The sequence below is a fragment of the uncultured Stenotrophomonas sp. genome, assembly GCF_913778665.1.
Lineage (GTDB): Bacteria > Pseudomonadota > Gammaproteobacteria > Xanthomonadales > Xanthomonadaceae > Stenotrophomonas.
In genome coordinates this window covers 656,435-675,031 of the sequence record NZ_CAJYVQ010000008.1, presented here as the reverse complement: position 1 = coordinate 675,031, position 18,597 = coordinate 656,435, and the positions used below count along the sequence as shown (strand labels likewise).

The following is an 18,597-nucleotide window of genomic DNA, read 5'->3' as shown; positions in this document are numbered from 1 at the left end:
CCGGCCACCGGAGGCAATGCGATGGGAGGCAACGGAATGGAACTGGCGCTGTTCGACTTCGACCACACCGTGACCACCTGCGATACCTATGGCCGTTTCCTGCGCCGCGTGGCCACTGCCGAACAGCTGGCGCAGGCCTGGTGGAAGGTCGGCCCGTGGCTGCTCGCGTACAAGCTGAAGCTGATCTCGGCCGAACGCATCCGTGCGCGGGTCACCCGGCTGACCTTCAGCGACCGCCACAGTGACGACATCGCCACGCTGGCCGTCGGCTTCTCGCGCGAGTTCCTGCCCGAGGTGGTGCGCCCGGAAATGCTGGAGCAGATCCGCTGGCACAAGGAGCAGCAGCACACCGTGGTGATCGTGTCCGGCTCGCTGGACCTGTACCTGCGGCCGTGGTGCGAGCAGCTGGGCCTGCAGTTGATCTGCAACCGGCTGGAAAGCCAGGACGGACGCCTGACCGGTCGTTACGCCGGTGGCGACTGTGGCCCGCGCAAGGTCGAGCACATCCGCCGCCGGTTCGATCTGTCGCGTTACGTGCGCATCCATGCCTACGGTGACAGTTCCGAAGACAAGCCGATGCTGGCTCTGGCCCACGAGCGCTGGTTCCGCGGCAAACCCATGAAGTAACCCCAACGCGCAGCCTTCGCCACGCATGAGCCTGATCCCGCCGCTGACCGAACGCCTCGACCGCCTGTTGCCGCAGACCCAATGCGGGCAATGCGGCTACGACGGTTGCCGCCCGTATGCGCAGGCGATGGCGCGTGGCGAGGCCGGTGTGGACCGCTGCCCGCCCGGTGGCGATGCCGGTGCACGTGCGCTGGCCCAGGTCCTGGGCGTGCCGGCGCTGCCGTTTGACCGTTCGCGCGGCGAGCACAAGGCGCCGCAGGTGGCGTTGATCGTGGAAGCCGACTGCATCGGCTGCACCAAGTGCATCCAGGCCTGCCCGGTGGACGCCATCGTCGGCGGTGCCAAGTACATGCACACGGTGATCGCCGACCTGTGCACCGGCTGCGAACTGTGCATCCCGCCGTGCCCGGTGGACTGCATCGAGATGCTGCCCCTGTAACGGTGTCTGCAGAAGGGGGCAGATGCCTTTTCCAACGGAAAGGGCATCCGACCCCGTTCAATGGTTACGGCACGGCCGCTGTTACCACGATCTCGACCTTCCACTCGGCGTGGGCCAGCTTGGCTTCGAACGTGGCGCGGGCCGGGGTTGCGCCCTCGACCACCCATTCGTCCCACGCCTTGTTCATGCCTTCGAAGTCGGCGATGTCGGCCAGGAATACTTCGGCGCGCAGCACGTGCTGACGGTCACTGGCCACCAGCGCCAGCAGCTTGTCGATCTCGGCCAGCACCTGCCGGGTCTGCCCGGTGATGTCCTGGCTGGTGTCCTCCGGAATCTGGCCGGAAAGGTAGGCGACCTTGTTGTACACAGTCATTTCGGACATGCGCGGTCCGACGTCGTAACGCTCCATCATGGGCGTGGCTCCTGCGGGTGATCAGGCCTGCATTGTCCTCCAAACCGATCAACGGTGGGTGCAGGCAAGCCTCCGCGCAGCGTCACTACCGGCTTCCGACAGCAGCGCTGGTCAAATGCCAGCGACAGGCGCACGATGCGCCACGCCCGTGTTGACACCGCCCTCGCCCTCCCTGACGCACCCTTGCGCCGATGACCGAAACCACCGACCCCGCCACCACTCCCTCCACCCCGGCATGGAAGCGGGTCCTCACCATCGTCGTCCCGCTGCTGATCCTCGCGCTTGCGTTGCACGGCCTGGCCAACGAGTTCGATGAGAACGGCTACCGCGCCATCCGTCATGCCTTCCATCAGCTCAGCGGCACGCAGATCGCGCTCACCGTGCTGCTCGGCCTGGCCAGCTACGCGTGCCTGATCGGCTTCGATGCCATCGGCCTGCGCCGCAGCGGCATCCGCGTGCATCCGGCGCGCATCGGCATCACCGCGTTCCTGGCACACACGCTAGGCCAGACCGTGGGCTTTGCTGCACTCACCGGCGGCGCGGTACGCCTGCGCGGCTATCGCACCGCCGGCCTGGACCTGGCGCAGATCGGCCAGGTGGTGCTGATGAGCACGCTCGGCTTCGTGTTCGGTGCATGGCTGCTGATCAGCGTGGCGCTGTGCATGGAACCGGCGGCGGCGGCGCTGGCACTGCCGCTGGACCCGGATGCGGTGCGCGTGGTTGGCATCGTCGCGCTTGTGGCCTATGCGGCCACCCTGGTGCTGGTCGGCCGCGATGGTCGTCAGTTCAGCATCCTCGGGCACGCCTTGTGGCTGCCCGACCGCCGCACCATGATCGGCGTCACCGCGCTCAGCGTGATCGAGCTGGTGCTGGCCAGCGCGGCGTTCTATGTGTTGCTGCCCGACTCCACTCCCACCGGCCTGCCCGGCTTCGTCGGCCTGTACCTGGTTGCGGTGCTGGCCGGTCTGGTCTCGACCGTGCCGGCCGGCCTGGGCGTGTTCGAGTGGAGCCTGTTGAAGCTGCTGCCGCAGGTCGCGCCCGCGGCAGTGCTGGCCGCTGCGCTGATCTACCGCGTCACCTATTATGTGCTGCCACTGGTGCTGGCCACCCTGCTCGCACTGGCGCCTGCGCTGCGGCAACCGCTGCAGGCCAGCGCCGGCGCGACCCGTGCCGGCTGGAATGCCCTGCGGCCTTGGCTGCCACAGATCATCGCGCTGGCGGTGTTCAGCATCGGTGCCGCGCTGGTCATCGACGGCACCCTGCCCACGCCACGCCGGCACCTGGTCAATGCGTCGTTACCGATCCTGGAAACCTCGCACCTGATCGGCAGCCTCAGCGGCGTCGCGCTGCTGCTGATCGGCCAGGGCCTGGCCCGGCGCAGCCATGCGGCGTGGATGCTGGCGATGGCGGTGTGCGTGGTGACCCCGCTGCCGCTGTGGCTACGTGGTGGCCAATGGCTGATCGCAGTGTCCGCCGTGCTGGCGGCGATGGCGCTGTGGGCTGCGCGCCGCGAGTTCTACCGCCAGGGCGCACTGCTGGATGAAGCGTGGTCGTGGCCATGGCTGCGCAACCTCGGGCTGGTGCTGGTCGCGGTCACCTGGCTGCTGTTCTTCACCTACAGCCACGTCGAGTACCAGAACGAGCTGTGGTGGGAATTCGCGGTGTCTGGCAACGCCCCGCGTGCGTTGCGTGCGCTGCTGGTGGTCGCCATCGCGCTGGTGATGTTTGGCCTGGCGCGATTGCTGCACAGCACGCGCAGTCCGCTGCCGGCCGCCGACGAAGCCACCCTGCAATCGCTGGCACCGGTGCTCGCTGGCGCCACCGACACCCAGGCCTGCCTGGTGCTGACTGCCGACAAGGCGGTGCTGCGCGATGATGCCAGGCAAGGCTTCGTGATGATGCAGCGCTATGGCGGCTCGTTGATTGCAATGGGCGATCCGGTCGGCCCGCCCGAGGTCGCGCGCGCGTTGATCTGGCGCTTCCGCGAGGAAGCCGACCGGCTGGGGCTGCGTCCGGTGTTCTACCAGGTGGGTGAAACCTACTGGCAGACCTATCTGGACCTGGGCCTGGGCCTGGTCAAGCTGGGCGAGGAAGCCATCGTGCCACTTCACGACTTCGGCCTGGAAGGCCGAGAGCGCGCCGACCTGCGCCAAGCCTGGAACCGCGGCAAGCGCAGCGGCCTATCGTTCCGCGTGGCACCGGTGGAGGAAATTCCCAGCCTGCTGCCGCGCCTGCACGCGATCTCCAACGCCTGGCTGGAAGACAAGGCCGGCGATGAGAAGGGCTTCTCGCTGGGCAGCTACGATCCGGACTACCTGGCGCGCTTTCCGGTGGCACTGGTCGAAGCCGAAGGCCAGATCGTCGCGTTCGCCAACCTGTGGCAGGCACCGGCCGGTGCCGAGCTGTCGGTCGACCTGATGCGTCACGTCAACGAAGCACCGAAGGGCACGATGGACTTCCTGTTCATCGAGCTGTTCCTGTGGGGCCGATCGCAGGGCTATGCACGCTTCTCGCTGGGCATGGCGCCGCTATCCGGGCTGGCCCAGCATCGATTGGCGGGCCGCTGGAACCGGCTGGCCGGGCTGCTGGCCCGGCATGGCGAACGCTTCTACGGATTCAGTGGCCTGCGCCGGTTCAAGTCGAAGTTCGACCCGCAGTGGCGGCCACGCTACCTGGCCGCCCCGGGCGGCATGCACCTGCCGGCAGCGCTGCTGGATGCCACCCGGTTGATCTCGCTGGACCCGCGGCGGAGCTGACGCGCCGCTTGTCGCCGGGCATGGCCCGACGCTACCGGCTCGCTCTGGCGGGTGCGAACCGTTGGTTCGCCCCCCCCGTCCGCTTTACGCGCCGCCCTTGAGGATCACGTCGGCCAGGCGGTCGTAATCGCCATTGAAGTGGTGGTCGCCTGGCAGCTTCACCTTCTGCACGCCATCGTTGGCCGGCAGGCCCGGGCACAGCGCGTCTTCGTCATCCTGCCCATAGACGCACAAGGTCTTGGCGGCCGGCAGCTTCGCCACTTCCGGTGCGATCGGCAGACCGCCGCCGCCGCCGCCCAGCCAGTTGCTGACGTGGAATTCGAAGTCGGCTTTCTTGCCCACCGACAGCAGCACGATGCGCTTCAGCGCCTCACGGGAAGCGGGATCGAGCTGGTTGATCGTCGCCGGCAGCACATCGGCGCCCTGCGAGAAGCCGATCAGCATCACCTTGTCGCGCCGCCACTGCTGCCGATAGTGGTCGATGACCTTCTGCAGGTCGGCAGCGAAACCCTTCGGCGTGCGTTCGCTCCAGAAATAACGCAGCGAATCGATGCCGACCACGGCCACGCCATGCTCGTTGAGCGACGACGCCACCTCCTTGTCCAGGCCGGCCCAACCGCCATCGCCGGAGACGAACACGGCCAGGGTGTCGCCGTTGCCGGTGGCCGGCATTTCCACCACCGGCAGCCCCTTCAATGCGGCCGGCGGTGGCGCCAGGCTGACGCCCGCCTGCGCCCCTATCACCCGCGCCGCCGCGACCAGCCCGGGCGAAGCATCGCCGCGTGCAGTGCGCTTGAATTCGCGCGCCATCGCCACCTGCTGCACGAACCGGCTGGCCTCGCCGACCTTGCAGCCGTGGTCGCCCGCAGCGCTCAGCCACGGGAAATTCAACTCGGCAGGCTGCAACGTGTTGTGCTTCACACCGTCGCCGCAGACCATGCGCTCGTGGCTGTGGTCCGGGCAGAAGCCGGTGGTCAGCAGGCCGGCGAACACCTGGGTATCGGCCTGTGCCGCCAGCGAATAGGCCATCTCGGCGCCTTCGCCGTCACCACCGACCAGCGGCAGGTGGTAGCCGGGCAGATGCAAGGACGCCTGCAGCCAGCGCGAGAAGTTCTCGACGTCGCCGGAACCGAACGAACAGGTCGGATCACCCTCGCGATTGAGCACGCCGCGCAGATGCGCGATGTCCACGGCCGCGACCATCGCGCCATCAGCACGCAGGGCCTCGATCGGCAGGCGGCTGGTATCACCACCGGCGGTGGGTTCATGGAACCAGATCACCACCCGCTGCGGCGTGCCGGCCGGCATGTGCACCGGAATCTGCTCGAACCGCCCGTGGCTGAACTGCTGCACGTTGGCCGCCGCCATTGCCGGCAGCGCCGCCAGCGCCAGAACCACACCCATTGCCCTGCCCAGCCCTGCACGCTTCATATCGCGTCCCCGATGGAATGCGCACACGATACGCCGCCGCCGCGTGCACGGCACGTACCGGCGCAGGCCGTTGGGGATTCAGTGGGCCACGGTGCGGCGACTGCGCCGGTACAGCGCCAGCGCCAGGTACAACAGCCAGCCCAAGATCACGACGATCACGGCCTTCTGGCCCAGCCCGCGTGGCGGACCGGCGCGCCACAGCACATGCAGCCACAACAGCACGAACGCCAGCCAGGCCCAGCCCCAGAGCAGGCCAGCGGCAGACTGCCAGCCCGGTTCGCGGCGCAGGTACCAGGCCTGCAGCAGCATACCCACGCTGGCACACAGGAACGCGGTGTTGGCCGCCAACCCATGGATGAACGGTGCAAGCAGCGGGGTTGCGTCCGGCAGCCAGCTGTCACCGATGGCGACGGTGGACAGGCCCAGCGCGGAAACGGTGAACAGCAGCGGTGCGGCAGCGCTGCGGCGTGGGCCGACGCTGCCGCGATACAGCGCGATGCCGAGCACCGCGATGGCCAGCGCCAGCACGCAGTACGCCACGCGCAACGCCAGCCCCCACGGGCCATGCAGGTAGAGGCTGAGCGTGGCCCGCATCCAGTCCAGGTCGGTGCGTGCGAACTGGGTCCACAGCGCAGTGGCCACGAACAGCAGCAACGCCACCAGTGCCAGCACTGCCGCCGGGCGTGCACGGCTCATGGCGTTGCCTCCGGATGCCGTGCCTTCCATTCGGCCAACGCCTTGCGATAGCGCTGCAGCTCATCGGCATACAGGTCCAGCACGCACAGCGGGCAGCCGCTGCCGCAGCATTCGTTGGGGCCGGGCTCTTCGGGGGGCAGCGGACGCGGATCGGGATCGGGAGCAGACACGGTGGCAGGCGGTATCCGGAAAACAGGCCCCAGTGTAACGGCCCGGCTCAGCGGCCCAGCTGGCGGCGCAGGTTTTCTCGGGCCGCCGCATCCAGGCGCTGATGGAAGAAGTCGCTGAGGAAGATGCGCGGCGCTCGCAGCAGCCCCCGCAGGAAGCGGCGACGCCCGGCGCGGTACAGGAAGCCCGGCACCACGCCCTTGTACTCTTCGGCCACGCCACGGTCGTAGGCGGCGAACACAGGTTCCGGCGCGGCCAGGATCGCCATATCGCAGTCCAGGAACAGCGCGGCCTCGGCATCGACGTCGTCTGCGCGCAGGTCGCCATGGCGGGCGGTCAGCAGGATCAGCTGCTCCACCCGTGCGGCATCGACGCCGGCCAGTTCCGGCGCCTGCGCGATTGCCTGCAGCGCCAGCTGCGCCGAACGCGCTTCGTTGTCCTTGCGCCCGGCCTGGTAGATCGCATCGTGGTAAAGCGCGGCCAGATACACCTCGGCCGGCTGCCGCCAGCCCGGACCGTCGGCCACGTCCTGGCAGTGCTGCAGCACCGCGCGCACATGGCCGAAGTGGTGGTAGGCCCGTGGCGGCGTTGCGTACTGGTCCTGCAGCGCCTGCCACTGCGCCGGAGCAAGCGTCAGCGGTGAAAAGTCCATGCCCGGATCATCCCGCCTCTGCTGTCGCGCGGCAAGCTGGTGCTTTTTTCACCACACACTCACAACGCTTGCTGTGCAGGGCCTGGACGCGGTTGTCCACAGCTTTGTCGTGCGCTGGTCCACACCGGTTGTGGATGAACGCCCACGCCGACAACACGCCGACCCGAGGTCCCTGCAGCGCTGGCGCCACGGGTCTACACTCGCCCCAGGCGGGAGCGCCCGCCGCTGCCGGGAACTGCCATGCACCGTTCTTCCGCCCGCATCCTCGTTCTGGCCCTGGCCGCCTCGCTGGCCTTTCCGCTCTGCGGGCAGGACCGCCCCCGCATCGACGCAGCGCCTGCCGCCGGCATCATCGCCGCAGCAGATGTCCCGTCGCCGGAACAGGTCTTCGCCATTCCTCCTGCGATGCGCGTCATGCTGCAGGCGCAGGTCATCGGCCGCAGTTCGTCGCGCGAGCAGCGGCTGCAGGCGCTGGTGGAAATGATCTTCGGCCGCCAAGGCCTGGACCTGCAGTACGACGCCAACGCGACCTACACCGTGGGCGAAGTCTGGCAGCAACGTCGCGCCAACTGCCTGGCGTTCACCCTGATGTTCGTGGCGCTGGCGCGCGAAGCCGGCATCCAGGCGCGGGTACAGGAAGTCGGCCAGGTGGTGTCGTGGTACCAGGATCAGGACGCCGGCGTGGTCTACAGCGTCGGCCACGTCAATGCCGGCGTGGAAATAGCCGGGCGCTACGCCACGGTCGATCTTGATCGCAACGTGCTGTACGACCGCCACGGCCCGCAACCGGTCAGCCGCGCACGTGCGCTCGCCCACTTCTACAACAACCGCGGTGCGGAACGGATGGCCGAGAATGATCTCGCCGGCGCGCGTGCGTTCTTCGATGCTGCGGTGGTGCAGGATCGCGCCTTCCCCTCGGTCTGGAACAATCTCGGCGTGCTCGACAGCCGTGAGGGCAACGCCGATGCAGCGCGGCAGGCACTGGACCGCGCCCTGCGCCTGGACGGCCGCCAGGATGCGGCGCTGACCAACGCCAGCGCACTGTATCGGCGGCTGGGGCTGGATGCGCAGGCCAATGCACTGGCGCGCCGCCTGGCGTCGGTGCAGCGCGAGGATCCGTTCGCGCAGTACATGCTGGGCACGCAGGCCGAACGTGCAGGAAAGCTGGCCGAAGCCATCCGCCATTACCGGCAGGCCGTGCGCCTGTACGACACCGCGCACCAGTTCCATTTCGGTCTGGCGCGGGTGTACTTCCTGTCCGGCCAGCTTGGGCGTGCCGACCGTGAACTGACGCGCGCGCAGTTGCTGGGCGGTGCACCGGAGCAGGCGCGCTACCAGGCCAAGCTGGACAGCCTGGCCCGCTGGCGCGCGCAGCAGCAGGCCAGGCGCTGAGCGCGATCAGGCCTTCTTGAGGAAGCAGGTCTTCAGCACCAGGCCCTTGATCTTGTCCGAGTTGCCTTCGATGTGCTCGGCATCGTCCTCGACCAGGCGGATGTTGCGGATCACAGTGCCCTGTTTCAGCGGGATCGAGGAACCCTTCACCTTCAGATCCTTGATCACGGTGACGGTGTCGCCTGCCTGCAGGGTATTGCCGTTGCTGTCACGCACCACCAGGCTCGAACCGGCGCTTTCCTCGGTGGTCCATTCGAAACCGCAATCGGCGCAGATCCACAGCGCGCCATCGGCGTAGGTGTTCTCCAGGGTGCACTGCGGGCAGGCGGGGGCGGAAGACATCGGCAAGTACCTCAAAATGAATCAACAGCAGCCATTGTAACCGCCCGTCCATCGGGCCACTCCCGCACGGCTTGCGGCCGGTCCCGCCCACCCGCAAGCGGCGGCGCTGAACACTTGCAGTCGACGGCGAACTGCAGCAGAGTGCGCGGCCCCTGCCCCCTCCGGAACTCCCCATGCGCCTCGGCATCGACTTCGGTACAAGCAACTCCGCCGCCGCCATCGTGCATGAGGGCAAGCTGCTGCCGATCCATTTCGGCGATGCCGAGCAGTTCCGCACCAGCGTGTATTTCCCCGGCGTGGTGCCCGACCCTGACGACTTCCAGCTCGACGACGGGCAGGAACACCAGCTGCAGCAGATGATCGACAGTGCCGCCCGCGCAGCGCGCGCCGCCGGCCAGGAACGTACGCCGCAGGCGCTGCGCCGCGAAGCCCTGCGCGCCCTGCGCCGGGAATGGATGGAAGCGCGCGCCGGCCAGGAGCGCAGCGCCAGCGACCTGCTGCAGAACGCGGTCTACGGTGATGAAGCACTGGAAGCCTATTTCGAGGAACACGAAGGCAACCTGGTGCAGAGCCCGAAGTCGATGCTCGGCTACAACCTGCACCCGCGCGCCAGGCAGACCATCACCGGCATCGCCGCACACATCCTCGAACATATCCGCCTGACCGCCAGCGCCCAGCTCGGCCAGCCATTGCGCGCGGCACTGCTCGGCCGCCCGGTGCAGTTCCGCAGCTCGATCGGCGCGGCCGGCAACGACCAGGCGCTGGACATCCTGCGCGAAGCCGCCACCCAGGCCGGTTTCGACCAGATCGATTTCCTTGAGGAACCGGCCGCGGCGGCCATGCATTACCACGCTGAAAGCCGCGAACGGCACCAGGCGGTGATCGTCGACATCGGCGGCGGTACCACCGACATCGCGCATGCCGAAGTTGGCGGCGACGACGCCCCACGCATCCACCGCGCCTGGGGCATCGCCCGCGGCGGCACCGATATCGACCTGGCGCTGAGCCTGTCCAGCTACATGCCGCTGTTCGGCCGCGGCATCACCCGCGTGCCCGCCCATCACTACGTCGAAGCGGCCACCGTGCAGGACATGACCCGCCAGCGCGATTTCCGCCAGCACAAGTACGACCACGTCGATGATCCGTGGGGCGCACGCCTGCAGGCGTTGCAGGACACCGGCAACACCGCGCGTCTATACCGCGATGTCGAGCGCGCCAAGATCGCCCTCAGCGCGGCCAGCGAGCACCGCAGCACGCTGGACTACATCGCCCGCGACCTGCACGCCGACAGCAGTGCCGAGGGCCTGGCCGCGGCGGCGCATGGCTACCTGGAGCAGATCCGCGAACTGCTGGCGCAGGTTCGCAGTGACATCGGCGGCCACCCCGATGCGGTGTTCCTCACCGGCGGCATGTCCCGCGCCGGCTACCTGCGCCAGGTTGTGGCCGAAGCCTTCCCTGGCGCACGCATGGTCCACGGCGAACCCTCGCTGGGCGTGGTCCAGGGCTTGGCGCTGGCGGCAGCCAGCCAGGATTAACAAAACGTTACGCCATCTAAGTTACTCTTGGTCGGCTAGAACTCCGCTGCACCTTCCACCGGCCACGCTGGTGTGTGTCTGCCGTGCAGCCCGGCCCGCCCTGCGGGCCTAGCGGCCATGCCTTCCTGGCTCGTTCATGGTCCGCGTACCACCGGAGCCGCCATCGAGACCCGCTTTGGGCACCCGCCAGGCCCCAGAGGCCTTACAACCTGACGCAGCACCTGCACCCATCGACTGCCGCCGTTGTGACGCGGTCTGTTGCCGGCTGCCCGTGCTGCTGCAGCCCGGCGACCAGGTGCCCGGCCAGTTCCTTTCGCGCGACGCGCACGGCCGTGCCGTGATGGCGCGCAACGAGGAAGGCTGGTGCGCGGCGATCGATCCCTATCACCTGCGCTGCACGATCTATTCGCAGCGCCCGGCGATCTGCCGCCAGTTTTCGATGGGCGGCGATGACTGCCGCCGCGAGCGGCAGGACTACCTGCGCCAGGCCGATGCCTGGGCGCTTTCCTCCCCTTCCACCTGACAGGAGCAACCATGCCCCGCAAGGCAAAGACCCCCGCGAAGGCCAGCAACAGCATCCGCAGCGAACGCAAGGGCGCGGCCGCCAGCACCGTTGTCAGCAGTGATTCGATCGCTTCGGACCTCGCTGCGTTCCGCAAGGCCGGTGGCAAGATCGAAGTCCTCGGCAACACCTGGGCGCTGAAGAAAGCCAGCTGACCCGGCCCTGACCGCGGCGGCGCTGCCGCCGCGGCCTGCCTGGCCCTGCTCAGCGGTCCAGGCGGACCCGGACACTGCCCGAATGCGACTGGATGCGGATGTCACCGTCGCCGCCGCCCAGCCGCGTATCGAGGTGGCTGCCCGGGCCATAGCGCGGCCGCTCCACCTGGCCTGCATCGCTGTTGATCGACCCGCTGAAGCTGTTCACCGACAGCTGCGCCGACACCGCGCGCGGCAGGCTCAGCGTGACCGACGCACTGACCGACTCGACGTTGATGCGACCGCCGGGCGCCAGCCCCGTCGCTGCGAGATCGATGCTGCCCGACACGGTCTCCACCGCCAGCCGCTGCACGCGACCCGCATCGACCTCCACCCGGCCCGACACCGTCTGCGCATCGATGTCGCCGGACACGCCGCCGCCAGCCTCGATCCGGCCACTGACCGTGTTCACATCCAGCCTCGGCGTCTGCAGGCGCGCACTCACGCTGCCACTGACCGTGTTGAGCTTGCTGTCGGCACTGCGGCCGACGGCGCTCAGGTTGCCGCTGACCGTATCGGCCTGCAAGCGACGCACATCGATGCCGCTGATGTCCTGGCTTGCACTGACCGTACTCAGCAGCAGTTCCACCGCGCGCGGCACGTTCAGCACCAGCGTGGCGCCGCCGTTGTTGTTGCGGCGCGGGTACTCGATCTCCCAGCGCACGCGGTTGGCGCTCTTCTCCTGGCGCAGCTGCAGGCCGTCGCTGAGCGTGCCGGTCAGCTGCACCTCGTTGCGGTCCCAGCCACGAACGGTCACCTTGCCGGCTACGTTGCTCAGCTCGATGCGCCCGCCCGCTGCCAGCGTGTGACGCTCATCGATTCGGGTATCGGCCAGTGCCAGCGACGGTGCCAGCAGCAGCGCAACACAGCAGGAAATCAGGGTTCGGGTCATCGGAGGCTCCTCAGGTCGTCAAGCCGGACTCGGCGGCATAGGCCGCCTGCCGGGTCAGTTCCAGCCGCAGCGTGTAGGTACGCTTGAGCTGGCCAAGCAGGTGCGGTGCACGCGGGTCCTGCGCCAGCGCGGCACGGATCTGCGCCGCACTTTCATCCAGTTCGTGCAGCGCCGGCTGCCATTCCGGCGCCCGTCCATCGGGCAACGCGGCCACGGCCTGCTGGTACTGCTCGGTCATCGCCGCGGCCTGCAGCTGCAGCGCGGACGGCGCCGGCGCGCCCAGTTGCACGTGGCGCCACGGCGCCACCGCATACAGCGCCAAGCTGGCCGCCAGCGCGGCACCCACCGGCAGCCACCAGCGGCGCCGCGAACGCACCGGCAGCGCCACCACGTTGTCGCTTGGCCGAGGCCGGCTCTGTGCTTCACGTGGCGGCAGCTGGGCCGACAGGCGCGACCAGCCATCGGCGGGTACGCTGCGCTCACGCGGCAATGCGCGCAGCCGTGCCAGCAGTTCGGGGTCGGAATCGTGGTCGTGTGTATTCATGTCATGTCTCCCAGCCGTGCACGCAACAGACCGCGCGCACGATGCAACTGTGCCTTGGAACTGCCGACGGCCATCTGCAGCTGCTCGGCGATTTCCTGGTGTTTCCAGCCTTCGATATCGTGCAGTACCAGTACCGCACGGGCCCGTGGTGGCAGCGTTGACAACGCGCGCTCCAGGTCGCGCTCGGTGCCGGCGCAACGGTCATGCACGGCCAGCTCCTGCAGGCCTCCCTCGACATCGTCCAGGCTGTCGTGGTCCTGCCTGCCTGCGCGCCCACGCAGTTCCATCAGTGCCGCGTTCACACCCAGCCGATGCAGCCAGGTGGACAGGCTGCTTTCAAAACGGAATCCCGGCAGCGCCTTCCAGGCCTGCAGGAAGGCTTCCTGCAGCGCATCCTCGGCGCGCGCCTGCTGGCCCCCGCACAGCCGCCACAACACGGCGAACACGCGCGGCGCATGCCGCCGGTACAGCAGTTCATAGGCGGCGGTATCGCCTGCCGCTGCGGCCCGCACCAGGGCGGGTTCATCGACGGTGTCGTTGGCGGCAGGCGGCGCGGGCATGGTGGTGTCGAGCATATCGCTTGGATGCGGCGACCCGGGAAAAGGTTTATAGCCGATCGCCGATCGATGGCATGCAACCTTTTCGACGGCCGCTGCATCCATGGAAGGTCCTTCGCGAAAACCCATTCCGGGAGTCCTGCCATGTCCAGCCCAACCTGCGCCGCCCTGCTGGTGATCGCCGCCTGCGTCGTGCTGCAGGCGCTGGGCCTGTCGCTGCAGCTGCGCCCCAACAACGGCCGTGCCTGCCTGCAGCAGCACCATCAGGAACTGGTCTGCCTGGCCTGGACACCGACAGTCGAAACCCCGGCACGCGACGGGTAACATCGAAGGCCGTTACTGCCCCTTGTTGCCGCCCCATGATGTTGTCGCTGAAGGATCACCTGCCTGCCTGGAGCCATCCGTGGCTGAACTACGCAGGCGTCGCCCTGCAGATCGTGCTGGTACTGCTGGTGGCCTGGCTGCTGCGCGTGCTCGCCCGTCGCCTGATCCGGCGCTTCGCCGAGCACTACACGCTGCCGCCGGAAATGGTGATGGGGGCGCGCCGGATCACCAGTTTCGTGGTCTATTTCAGTGCCCTGCTGTACATCCTCAGCCTGCTCGGCGCGAAGCCCTCGGTGCTGTGGACCGCGTTCACCGGCTTCGCGGCCGTGGGCGCGGTCGCGTTCTTCGCGGCGTGGAGCGTGCTGTCCAACATCTTCTGCACGCTGCTGATCTTCACCACCCGCCCGTTCCGGCTGCACGACTACATCGAAGTACTGGAAAACGGCGAGAAACCGGGCCTGAAGGGCCGGGTGATTGACGTGAACCTGATCTACACCACGCTGCAGGAGACCGGCGACGGCCACGAAGGCACGGTGCTGCAGCTGCCGAACAACCTGTTCTTCCAGCGCACGGTGCGCCGCTGGCGCGACCCGGCGCAGGCACCGGGCGGCATCCAGGGCGACGGCTGAGGGACTTTTTCTTTGCAGGGCTTGCAGCCCTGCACCTGCTTGGAGCAACGGCAACGGCAAAAGCATTATCCGTGGGATGGCGGGGTGGGTCCGGTTGCGGGAGACGCCGTAAACCCATCCCTGGGGGCTTGGCCGCGGCATCCATGCCGCGGACACTCCCGCAACCGGACCCACCCCGCGTTCGATAATTCTCCGCGAGCTGTCGGAACGACGCATTGCGCTGGTGGGTGTCGACCTTGGTTGGCACGAATGAATTCATCCGATAACTGACAGATGTGCCGACCAATGGTCGGCACCCACCAAAAGCGCACGGAATCTGTCGAAGCCGGAGCACTGTGGGTTTGCGGGGTGTGAGCCACATGGATGCGGCGACCAAGCCCCCATGGACGGGTTTACGGCGTCCCCGCAAACCCACAGTGCCTCGCCATCCCACGGAATGCCGCTTCGACTTTTGACGTTGCGCTGGTTCTGGCTTCGGCAGGTGCAGGGTGCAGCCCTGCAATAAAAAAGCCTTTATCTCAGCTGGCTGTCCTTGCTGCCGCGCCGGTTGTAGCCGGCATGCGCCTGCTCTTCGTCGTCACGCGCTTGCTGGCACGCCACGCACAGGCGTACACCAGGCACAGCCTGACGCCGCGCCAACGGGATCGGCGCATCGCATTCCTCACAGTGTTCCAGACCGGGGCCCTGGCGCAGCTGGCGCCGCGCGCGCGCAATCGCATCATCAACGGTGGCGTCGATCTGGTCCTGGACCGCGCCATCTCCCGCCCAACCGGTGGCCATGGCCATCCTCCGCAGGTGTGTCGCCTGATATGGGGACGATTCACTGCGCCGCAAAGGCTAGCGCCGGACCATGCCCGGCGGCCGAAGCCGCCGGTTCAGCCGCGCCTTACCAGACCAAGTCGTCGGGTACCTGGAACTGCGCGTAGTAGGCGTCGTCCTCGGCGTTGCCGGTGGAGATCTCGGCGGTCGAGCCCGGCTGGCCGTGGTCGACGATAATCGCCTCCGGCGTGCGTTCGCGCACCTTCTCCGCGGCGGCGCGCGGCAGCAGGACATAGCCGTCACCGTGGGCGACGATCACCAGCACCCCCACCGACAGCGCCTTGCGCAGCTTGGGGTCGATCAGCAGGGTGCGGATCGCGGCGCCATCACTGAACCGGTACTCGTCGTCGCCCTTGTGGGGCACGGCGTGGACGCTGATGATCTGCTTGGCCTGGGCTTTCTGTTCAGCCTGGCGGGCCTGCGCATTGCGCTCGGCGGCCAGCGCGCGGTCACGTTCGACCTTCTCGGCGCGAGCGCGTTCAGCTTCGCGCTGGACCTCGCCGGAAGTCGATTCGGCCTTGCCTTGGCGGGCCTTGGCCTGCGCACTCGCGGCGGCGCTGGCCTGCGACTTCTTGGCCAGGCCGGCCTTGAGCAATTGTTCCTGCAGCGCGTTGGGCTTTGCCATGGTCGGTCCGTACCGCGTGTAATCTTGGATGCCCCATTCTACCGACGCCCCGCCGCCCCTGCATGGCTGTCCTGAAGTATCTCACCGGATATCCTGAACCCCTGGTCGCCCAGGTCAGCGAACTGCTGGCGCAGGGCAAGCTAGGCCCCTGGTTGCAGCAGCGCTACCCCGATCCGCACGAGGTACGCAGCGACCGCCAGCTGTACGACTACACCCAGGCGCTGAAGGATCGCTACCTGCGCAAGTCAGTGCCGCTCAACAAGGTCTGCTACGACAACACCCTGGAAGTGATCAAGCACGCGTTGGGCACCCACACCGCGATTTCCCGCGTGCACGGTGGGCGCCTCAAGGCCAGCCGCGAGATCCGCATCGCCACCGTGTTCCGCCAGGCCCCCGCGGCCTTCCTGCGCATGATCGTGGTGCACGAACTTGCGCACCTGAAGGAGGCCGACCACAACAAGGCCTTCTACCAGCTGTGCCAGCACATGGAGCCGAATTACCTGCAGCTGGAGTTCGATACCCGCCTGTACCTGACCGAGCTGGCCAACCGCAGCCAGCGCTGACCGCCCGCAGCAGCTACACTGCGCGCCCCTGCCCGACCTGCCTGCCATGGAACCGATCCGCCTCGACAAACGCCTGTCCGCCCTGCTCGGCATCCCGCGCGGTGAAGCCCGGCGCTACATCGAGGGTGGCTGGGTCACCGTCAACGGCGAGGTCGTCGAGCAGCCGCAGCGCCCGGTCGATGACAGCGCGAAGATCGTAGTGGCCGAGCAGGCCAGCGATGAAAAGGCCGAACGGGTCAGCATGCTGCTGCACAAGCCGGCCGGCGTCGCCGCCGAAACCCTGTGTGCGCTGGTCAGCAGTGACAGCCGCAGCGAGTTGGATGCCAGCGATATCCGGCCACTGCAGCGCCACTTCCATGGATTGCAGCTGGCCGCTGCGCTTCCGGCCAGCGACAGCGGCCTGGTGGTGGTCAGCCAGGACCCGGCCACGCTGGCCCACCTGCAGCGCAACCTGGGTCGCACCGAGCAGGAGTATCTGATTGAAGTGGCCGAGGGCGGGCCCGAGCGTGGGCCGTGGCTGATGGCACGGCTGCAGCAGGAATCCGGCGGCGCCAAGGTCAGCTGGCAGAGCGAACAGCGGCTGCGGTTCGCCGGCAAGGGACTGACGGCGAAGGGCTTGCGCGTGGCGGTGACCGCAGCGGGCCTGCAGGTGGCCTCGGTGCGTCGCCTGCGCGTGGGCCGCGTGGCGCTGGGACCGCTGCCGCCGGGACAGTGGCGTTACCTGGGCAGCGACGAGCGGTTCTGAGGCGCCGGGGCCAGCGCCCTCCCGTAACACCCGCCGGGATTGAATCCATTGCCTGCGGCGAGGGCTCTGGCCCCGGATTGATCCTGCAGACATTCCTCCACGCACGGCGTGGATCTACCATCGGGGCATGAGCCTACCCAAGCCCCTGTGGCGGCGCCTGCTGCGCATCGCTGCAATCGTCCTCGCCGCGCTGTTGCTGCTGGTGATGTCCGGCCTGCTGCTGGCCGACCATCTCACGCCGCAGGCACAGGGCGCACCCTCTCAGGTGCTGCCGCTGCAGCCGGCGCAGACCCGCATCGACCGGGAGATCGTGCCGCTGCAGGACGCCCATCCGGGCAAGTCCGGCGTGGCCTTCCTCAGTGATGGCATGGACGCGTTCGCCGCGCGCGCGATGATCACCGCGCACGCCGGCCGCAGCCTGGACCTGCAGTACTACATCTGGCATGACGACCTGGTCGGCCACCTGATGGCCAAGGCGCTGTACGACGCGGCCGAGCGCGGCGTGCGCGTGCGCATCCTGCTCGACGACATGAACGCCAAGGACAAGGACGCGCTGATGATGGCGCTCGATGCACATCCCAACATCGAGATCCGCCTGTACAACCCGTTCCGCAACCGCAGTGGCATCGCCCGCACGCTGGAACTGGTGCAACGCGCCTTCAGCGTGAACCACCGCATGCACAACAAAAGCTGGATCGCCGACGGCCGCATCGCCATCGTCGGCGGCCGCAACATCGGCGAGGAATACTTCAGCGCGCGCGACGATGTGAACTTCCAGGACCTGGACCTGGTGGTGGCCGGACCGGCCGTACAGCAGGCCAACCGGATCTTCGACGACTACTGGAACAGCAGCGCGGCGATTCCGATCTCCGCACTGGCATCGTATACCGACGCTCAGCTGCGGCAACTGGTGCGCCAATCGGACCTGGATGCGATGCAGGCCAAGGCCCAGCCCTACCTGCAGCGCGTGGCCGCGTCGCGCCTGCTGCAGCGGCCCAGCCCGGAGCCGCTGCACTGGAGTGCCGACGTGCTCATCGCCTCCGACCCGCCGATGAAGCACCGCAAGGATGATCGCCACCACTGGCTGGTCAGCACGCTCAGCGAGGAACTGCGCAGCACCCGCCGCAGCGCGCTGCTGATCTCGCCCTATTTCGTGCCCGGCGACGATGGCGTGGCGGCGCTGTCGAGGCTGGCCGCGCGGGGGGCGCAGGTCGGCGTGGTGACCAATTCGCTGGCCGCCAACGATGTGGCGGCCGTGCATGGCGGCTACATGGGCTACCGCGTGCCGCTGCTGCAGGCCGGCGTGCAGCTGTACGAGCTGAAGGCGCACGGACGGCCCGACACCAGCCTGTTCGGCAGCAGCGGCGCCAGCCTGCACACCAAGGCCTTCGTGGTCGACGACCGCCGCGGCTTCGTCGGCTCATTCAACCTCGACCCCCGCTCGGCCTATCTCAACACCGAGATGGGCGTGCTGTTCGACGATCCGGTGCTGGGTGCGCAGCTGCGCCAGGAGTACCTGCGCCTGGCCAGCCCTGCGCACAGCTGGTGGCTGGCCCTGGATCGCAGCACTGAACTGCGCTGGCTGGAACGGCAGCCACCGCCGCACTGGGTGGAGGCCGAGCCCGGTGCCAACCTCGGCAAGCGCTGGACTGCACGGGTGATCAGCTGGCTGCCGGTGGAATCGCAGTTGTAA

At 68.0% G+C, this 18,597-nt stretch carries 23 protein-coding genes; 12 read left to right on the top strand and 11 right to left on the bottom strand.

The genetic code is table 11. From position 1 onward, the window contains the following. Window positions 1-36: 36 nt before the first annotated feature. Complete coding sequence (locus QZ853_RS11700) at window positions 37-627, top strand: HAD family hydrolase (RefSeq protein ID WP_295573499.1); 591 nt, start codon at window positions 37-39, stop codon at window positions 625-627. 25 nt (window positions 628-652) lie between these two features. Continuing rightward, complete coding sequence (gene rnfB / locus QZ853_RS11695) at window positions 653-1,066, top strand: Rnf electron transport complex subunit RnfB (protein ID WP_295573273.1); 414 nt, start codon at window positions 653-655, stop codon at window positions 1,064-1,066. Window positions 1,067-1,130: 64 nt separating this feature from the next. On the opposite strand, the gene QZ853_RS11690 is transcribed toward rnfB, so the two are convergent. Continuing rightward, the gene (locus tag QZ853_RS11690) at window positions 1,131-1,478 is read right to left on the bottom strand and encodes a RidA family protein (RefSeq protein WP_049465077.1); all 348 of its coding nucleotides are present in this window, start codon (window positions 1,476-1,478) and stop codon (window positions 1,131-1,133) included. Window positions 1,479-1,669: 191 nt separating this feature from the next. Between QZ853_RS11690 and mprF the strand changes: the two genes are divergently transcribed. Continuing rightward, window positions 1,670-4,234, top strand: coding sequence for a bifunctional lysylphosphatidylglycerol flippase/synthetase MprF (gene mprF / locus QZ853_RS11685; RefSeq protein WP_295573268.1), 2,565 nt, complete (start codon window positions 1,670-1,672; stop codon window positions 4,232-4,234). An 84-nt stretch (window positions 4,235-4,318) separates the two neighbouring features. Here the strand turns inward: mprF and QZ853_RS11680 are convergent, their stop codons facing one another. The 4 genes from QZ853_RS11680 to QZ853_RS11665 all read right to left on the bottom strand — a co-directional run bounded on the left by QZ853_RS11680 (window position 4,319) and on the right by QZ853_RS11665 (window position 7,181). Next, on the bottom strand, window positions 4,319-5,665 hold the full coding sequence (locus tag QZ853_RS11680) for an AcvB/VirJ family lysyl-phosphatidylglycerol hydrolase (protein ID WP_295573266.1): 1,347 nt from the start codon (window positions 5,663-5,665) through the stop codon (window positions 4,319-4,321). 78 nt (window positions 5,666-5,743) lie between these two features. Next, window positions 5,744-6,361 carry a DUF998 domain-containing protein gene (locus tag QZ853_RS11675; RefSeq protein ID WP_295573263.1) on the bottom strand — a complete coding sequence of 206 codons (618 nt, stop codon included), beginning with the start codon at window positions 6,359-6,361 and terminating at the stop codon, window positions 5,744-5,746. Beyond that, window positions 6,358-6,531, bottom strand: coding sequence for an oxidoreductase-like domain-containing protein (locus QZ853_RS11670; RefSeq protein WP_295573260.1), 174 nt, complete (start codon window positions 6,529-6,531; stop codon window positions 6,358-6,360). Before QZ853_RS11670 ends, QZ853_RS11675 begins: the two co-directional genes overlap by 4 nt. A gap of 47 nt (window positions 6,532-6,578) precedes the next feature. Next, window positions 6,579-7,181, bottom strand: coding sequence for a hypothetical protein (locus tag QZ853_RS11665; protein ID WP_295573259.1), 603 nt, complete (start codon window positions 7,179-7,181; stop codon window positions 6,579-6,581). Window positions 7,182-7,421: 240 nt separating this feature from the next. Between QZ853_RS11665 and QZ853_RS11660 the strand changes: the two genes are divergently transcribed. Continuing rightward, complete coding sequence (locus QZ853_RS11660) at window positions 7,422-8,573, top strand: transglutaminase domain-containing protein (protein ID WP_295573256.1); 1,152 nt, start codon at window positions 7,422-7,424, stop codon at window positions 8,571-8,573. A gap of 6 nt (window positions 8,574-8,579) precedes the next feature. Here the strand turns inward: QZ853_RS11660 and QZ853_RS11655 are convergent, their stop codons facing one another. Next, a complete protein-coding gene (locus QZ853_RS11655) occupies window positions 8,580-8,915 on the bottom strand; it encodes a zinc ribbon domain-containing protein YjdM (protein WP_295573254.1) in 336 nt (111 codons plus the stop codon). Window positions 8,916-9,088: 173 nt separating this feature from the next. Between QZ853_RS11655 and QZ853_RS11650 the strand changes: the two genes are divergently transcribed. The 3 genes from QZ853_RS11650 (at window position 9,089) to QZ853_RS11640 (ending at window position 11,167) form a co-directional block, all read left to right on the top strand. Continuing rightward, the gene (locus QZ853_RS11650; protein WP_295573251.1) at window positions 9,089-10,450 is read left to right on the top strand and encodes an Hsp70 family protein; all 1,362 of its coding nucleotides are present in this window, start codon (window positions 9,089-9,091) and stop codon (window positions 10,448-10,450) included. A 229-nt stretch (window positions 10,451-10,679) separates the two neighbouring features. Beyond that, entirely contained in the window at window positions 10,680-10,973 is a 294-nt protein-coding gene (locus tag QZ853_RS11645) for a YkgJ family cysteine cluster protein (RefSeq protein WP_106551109.1), read from the top strand. Window positions 10,974-10,984: 11 nt separating this feature from the next. Beyond that, window positions 10,985-11,167: a hypothetical protein gene (locus QZ853_RS11640; RefSeq protein ID WP_295573248.1), complete on the top strand. Its 183-nt coding sequence runs from the start codon at window positions 10,985-10,987 to the stop codon at window positions 11,165-11,167. Window positions 11,168-11,216: 49 nt separating this feature from the next. On the opposite strand, the gene QZ853_RS11635 is transcribed toward QZ853_RS11640, so the two are convergent. From QZ853_RS11635 to QZ853_RS11625, 3 genes are read right to left on the bottom strand one after another with little or no spacing between them, the layout of a single operon-like run. Then, window positions 11,217-12,098, bottom strand: a complete 882-nt coding sequence (locus QZ853_RS11635) for a DUF4097 family beta strand repeat-containing protein (protein WP_295573245.1) — start codon at window positions 12,096-12,098, stop codon at window positions 11,217-11,219. A 10-nt stretch (window positions 12,099-12,108) separates the two neighbouring features. After that, window positions 12,109-12,642, bottom strand: coding sequence for a hypothetical protein (locus tag QZ853_RS11630; protein ID WP_295573242.1), 534 nt, complete (start codon window positions 12,640-12,642; stop codon window positions 12,109-12,111). Continuing rightward, window positions 12,639-13,217, bottom strand: a complete 579-nt coding sequence (locus tag QZ853_RS11625; protein WP_295573239.1) for an RNA polymerase sigma factor — start codon at window positions 13,215-13,217, stop codon at window positions 12,639-12,641. The genes QZ853_RS11630 and QZ853_RS11625 overlap by 4 nt, the downstream gene beginning before the upstream one ends. A gap of 126 nt (window positions 13,218-13,343) precedes the next feature. Between QZ853_RS11625 and QZ853_RS11620 the strand changes: the two genes are divergently transcribed. Both QZ853_RS11620 and QZ853_RS11615 read left to right on the top strand, forming a co-directional pair. After that, entirely contained in the window at window positions 13,344-13,523 is a 180-nt protein-coding gene (locus tag QZ853_RS11620) for a hypothetical protein (protein WP_295573236.1), read from the top strand. A 35-nt stretch (window positions 13,524-13,558) separates the two neighbouring features. Continuing rightward, window positions 13,559-14,152, top strand: coding sequence for a mechanosensitive ion channel family protein (locus tag QZ853_RS11615; RefSeq protein WP_005418176.1), 594 nt, complete (start codon window positions 13,559-13,561; stop codon window positions 14,150-14,152). Window positions 14,153-14,665: 513 nt separating this feature from the next. Here QZ853_RS11615 and QZ853_RS11610 read toward each other — a convergent pair. Both QZ853_RS11610 and QZ853_RS11605 read right to left on the bottom strand, forming a co-directional pair. Then, window positions 14,666-14,932 (bottom strand): DksA/TraR family C4-type zinc finger protein, encoded by a 267-nt coding sequence (locus QZ853_RS11610; RefSeq protein WP_058982117.1) that lies wholly within the window; start codon window positions 14,930-14,932, stop codon window positions 14,666-14,668. A 106-nt stretch (window positions 14,933-15,038) separates the two neighbouring features. Next, window positions 15,039-15,596, bottom strand: a complete 558-nt coding sequence (locus QZ853_RS11605) for a DUF2058 domain-containing protein (RefSeq protein ID WP_295573232.1) — start codon at window positions 15,594-15,596, stop codon at window positions 15,039-15,041. Between the two features lie 62 nt (window positions 15,597-15,658). Here QZ853_RS11605 and QZ853_RS11600 point away from each other — a divergent pair, with 62 nt between their 5' ends. From QZ853_RS11600 to QZ853_RS11590, 3 genes are all read left to right on the top strand, one after another. Next, the gene (locus QZ853_RS11600) at window positions 15,659-16,159 is read left to right on the top strand and encodes a M48 family metallopeptidase (RefSeq protein WP_295573229.1); all 501 of its coding nucleotides are present in this window, start codon (window positions 15,659-15,661) and stop codon (window positions 16,157-16,159) included. A gap of 46 nt (window positions 16,160-16,205) precedes the next feature. Next, window positions 16,206-16,904, top strand: a complete 699-nt coding sequence (locus QZ853_RS11595; protein ID WP_295573227.1) for an RNA pseudouridine synthase — start codon at window positions 16,206-16,208, stop codon at window positions 16,902-16,904. A gap of 127 nt (window positions 16,905-17,031) precedes the next feature. After that, a complete protein-coding gene (locus QZ853_RS11590) occupies window positions 17,032-18,597 on the top strand; it encodes a phospholipase D family protein (RefSeq protein ID WP_295573224.1) in 1,566 nt (521 codons plus the stop codon).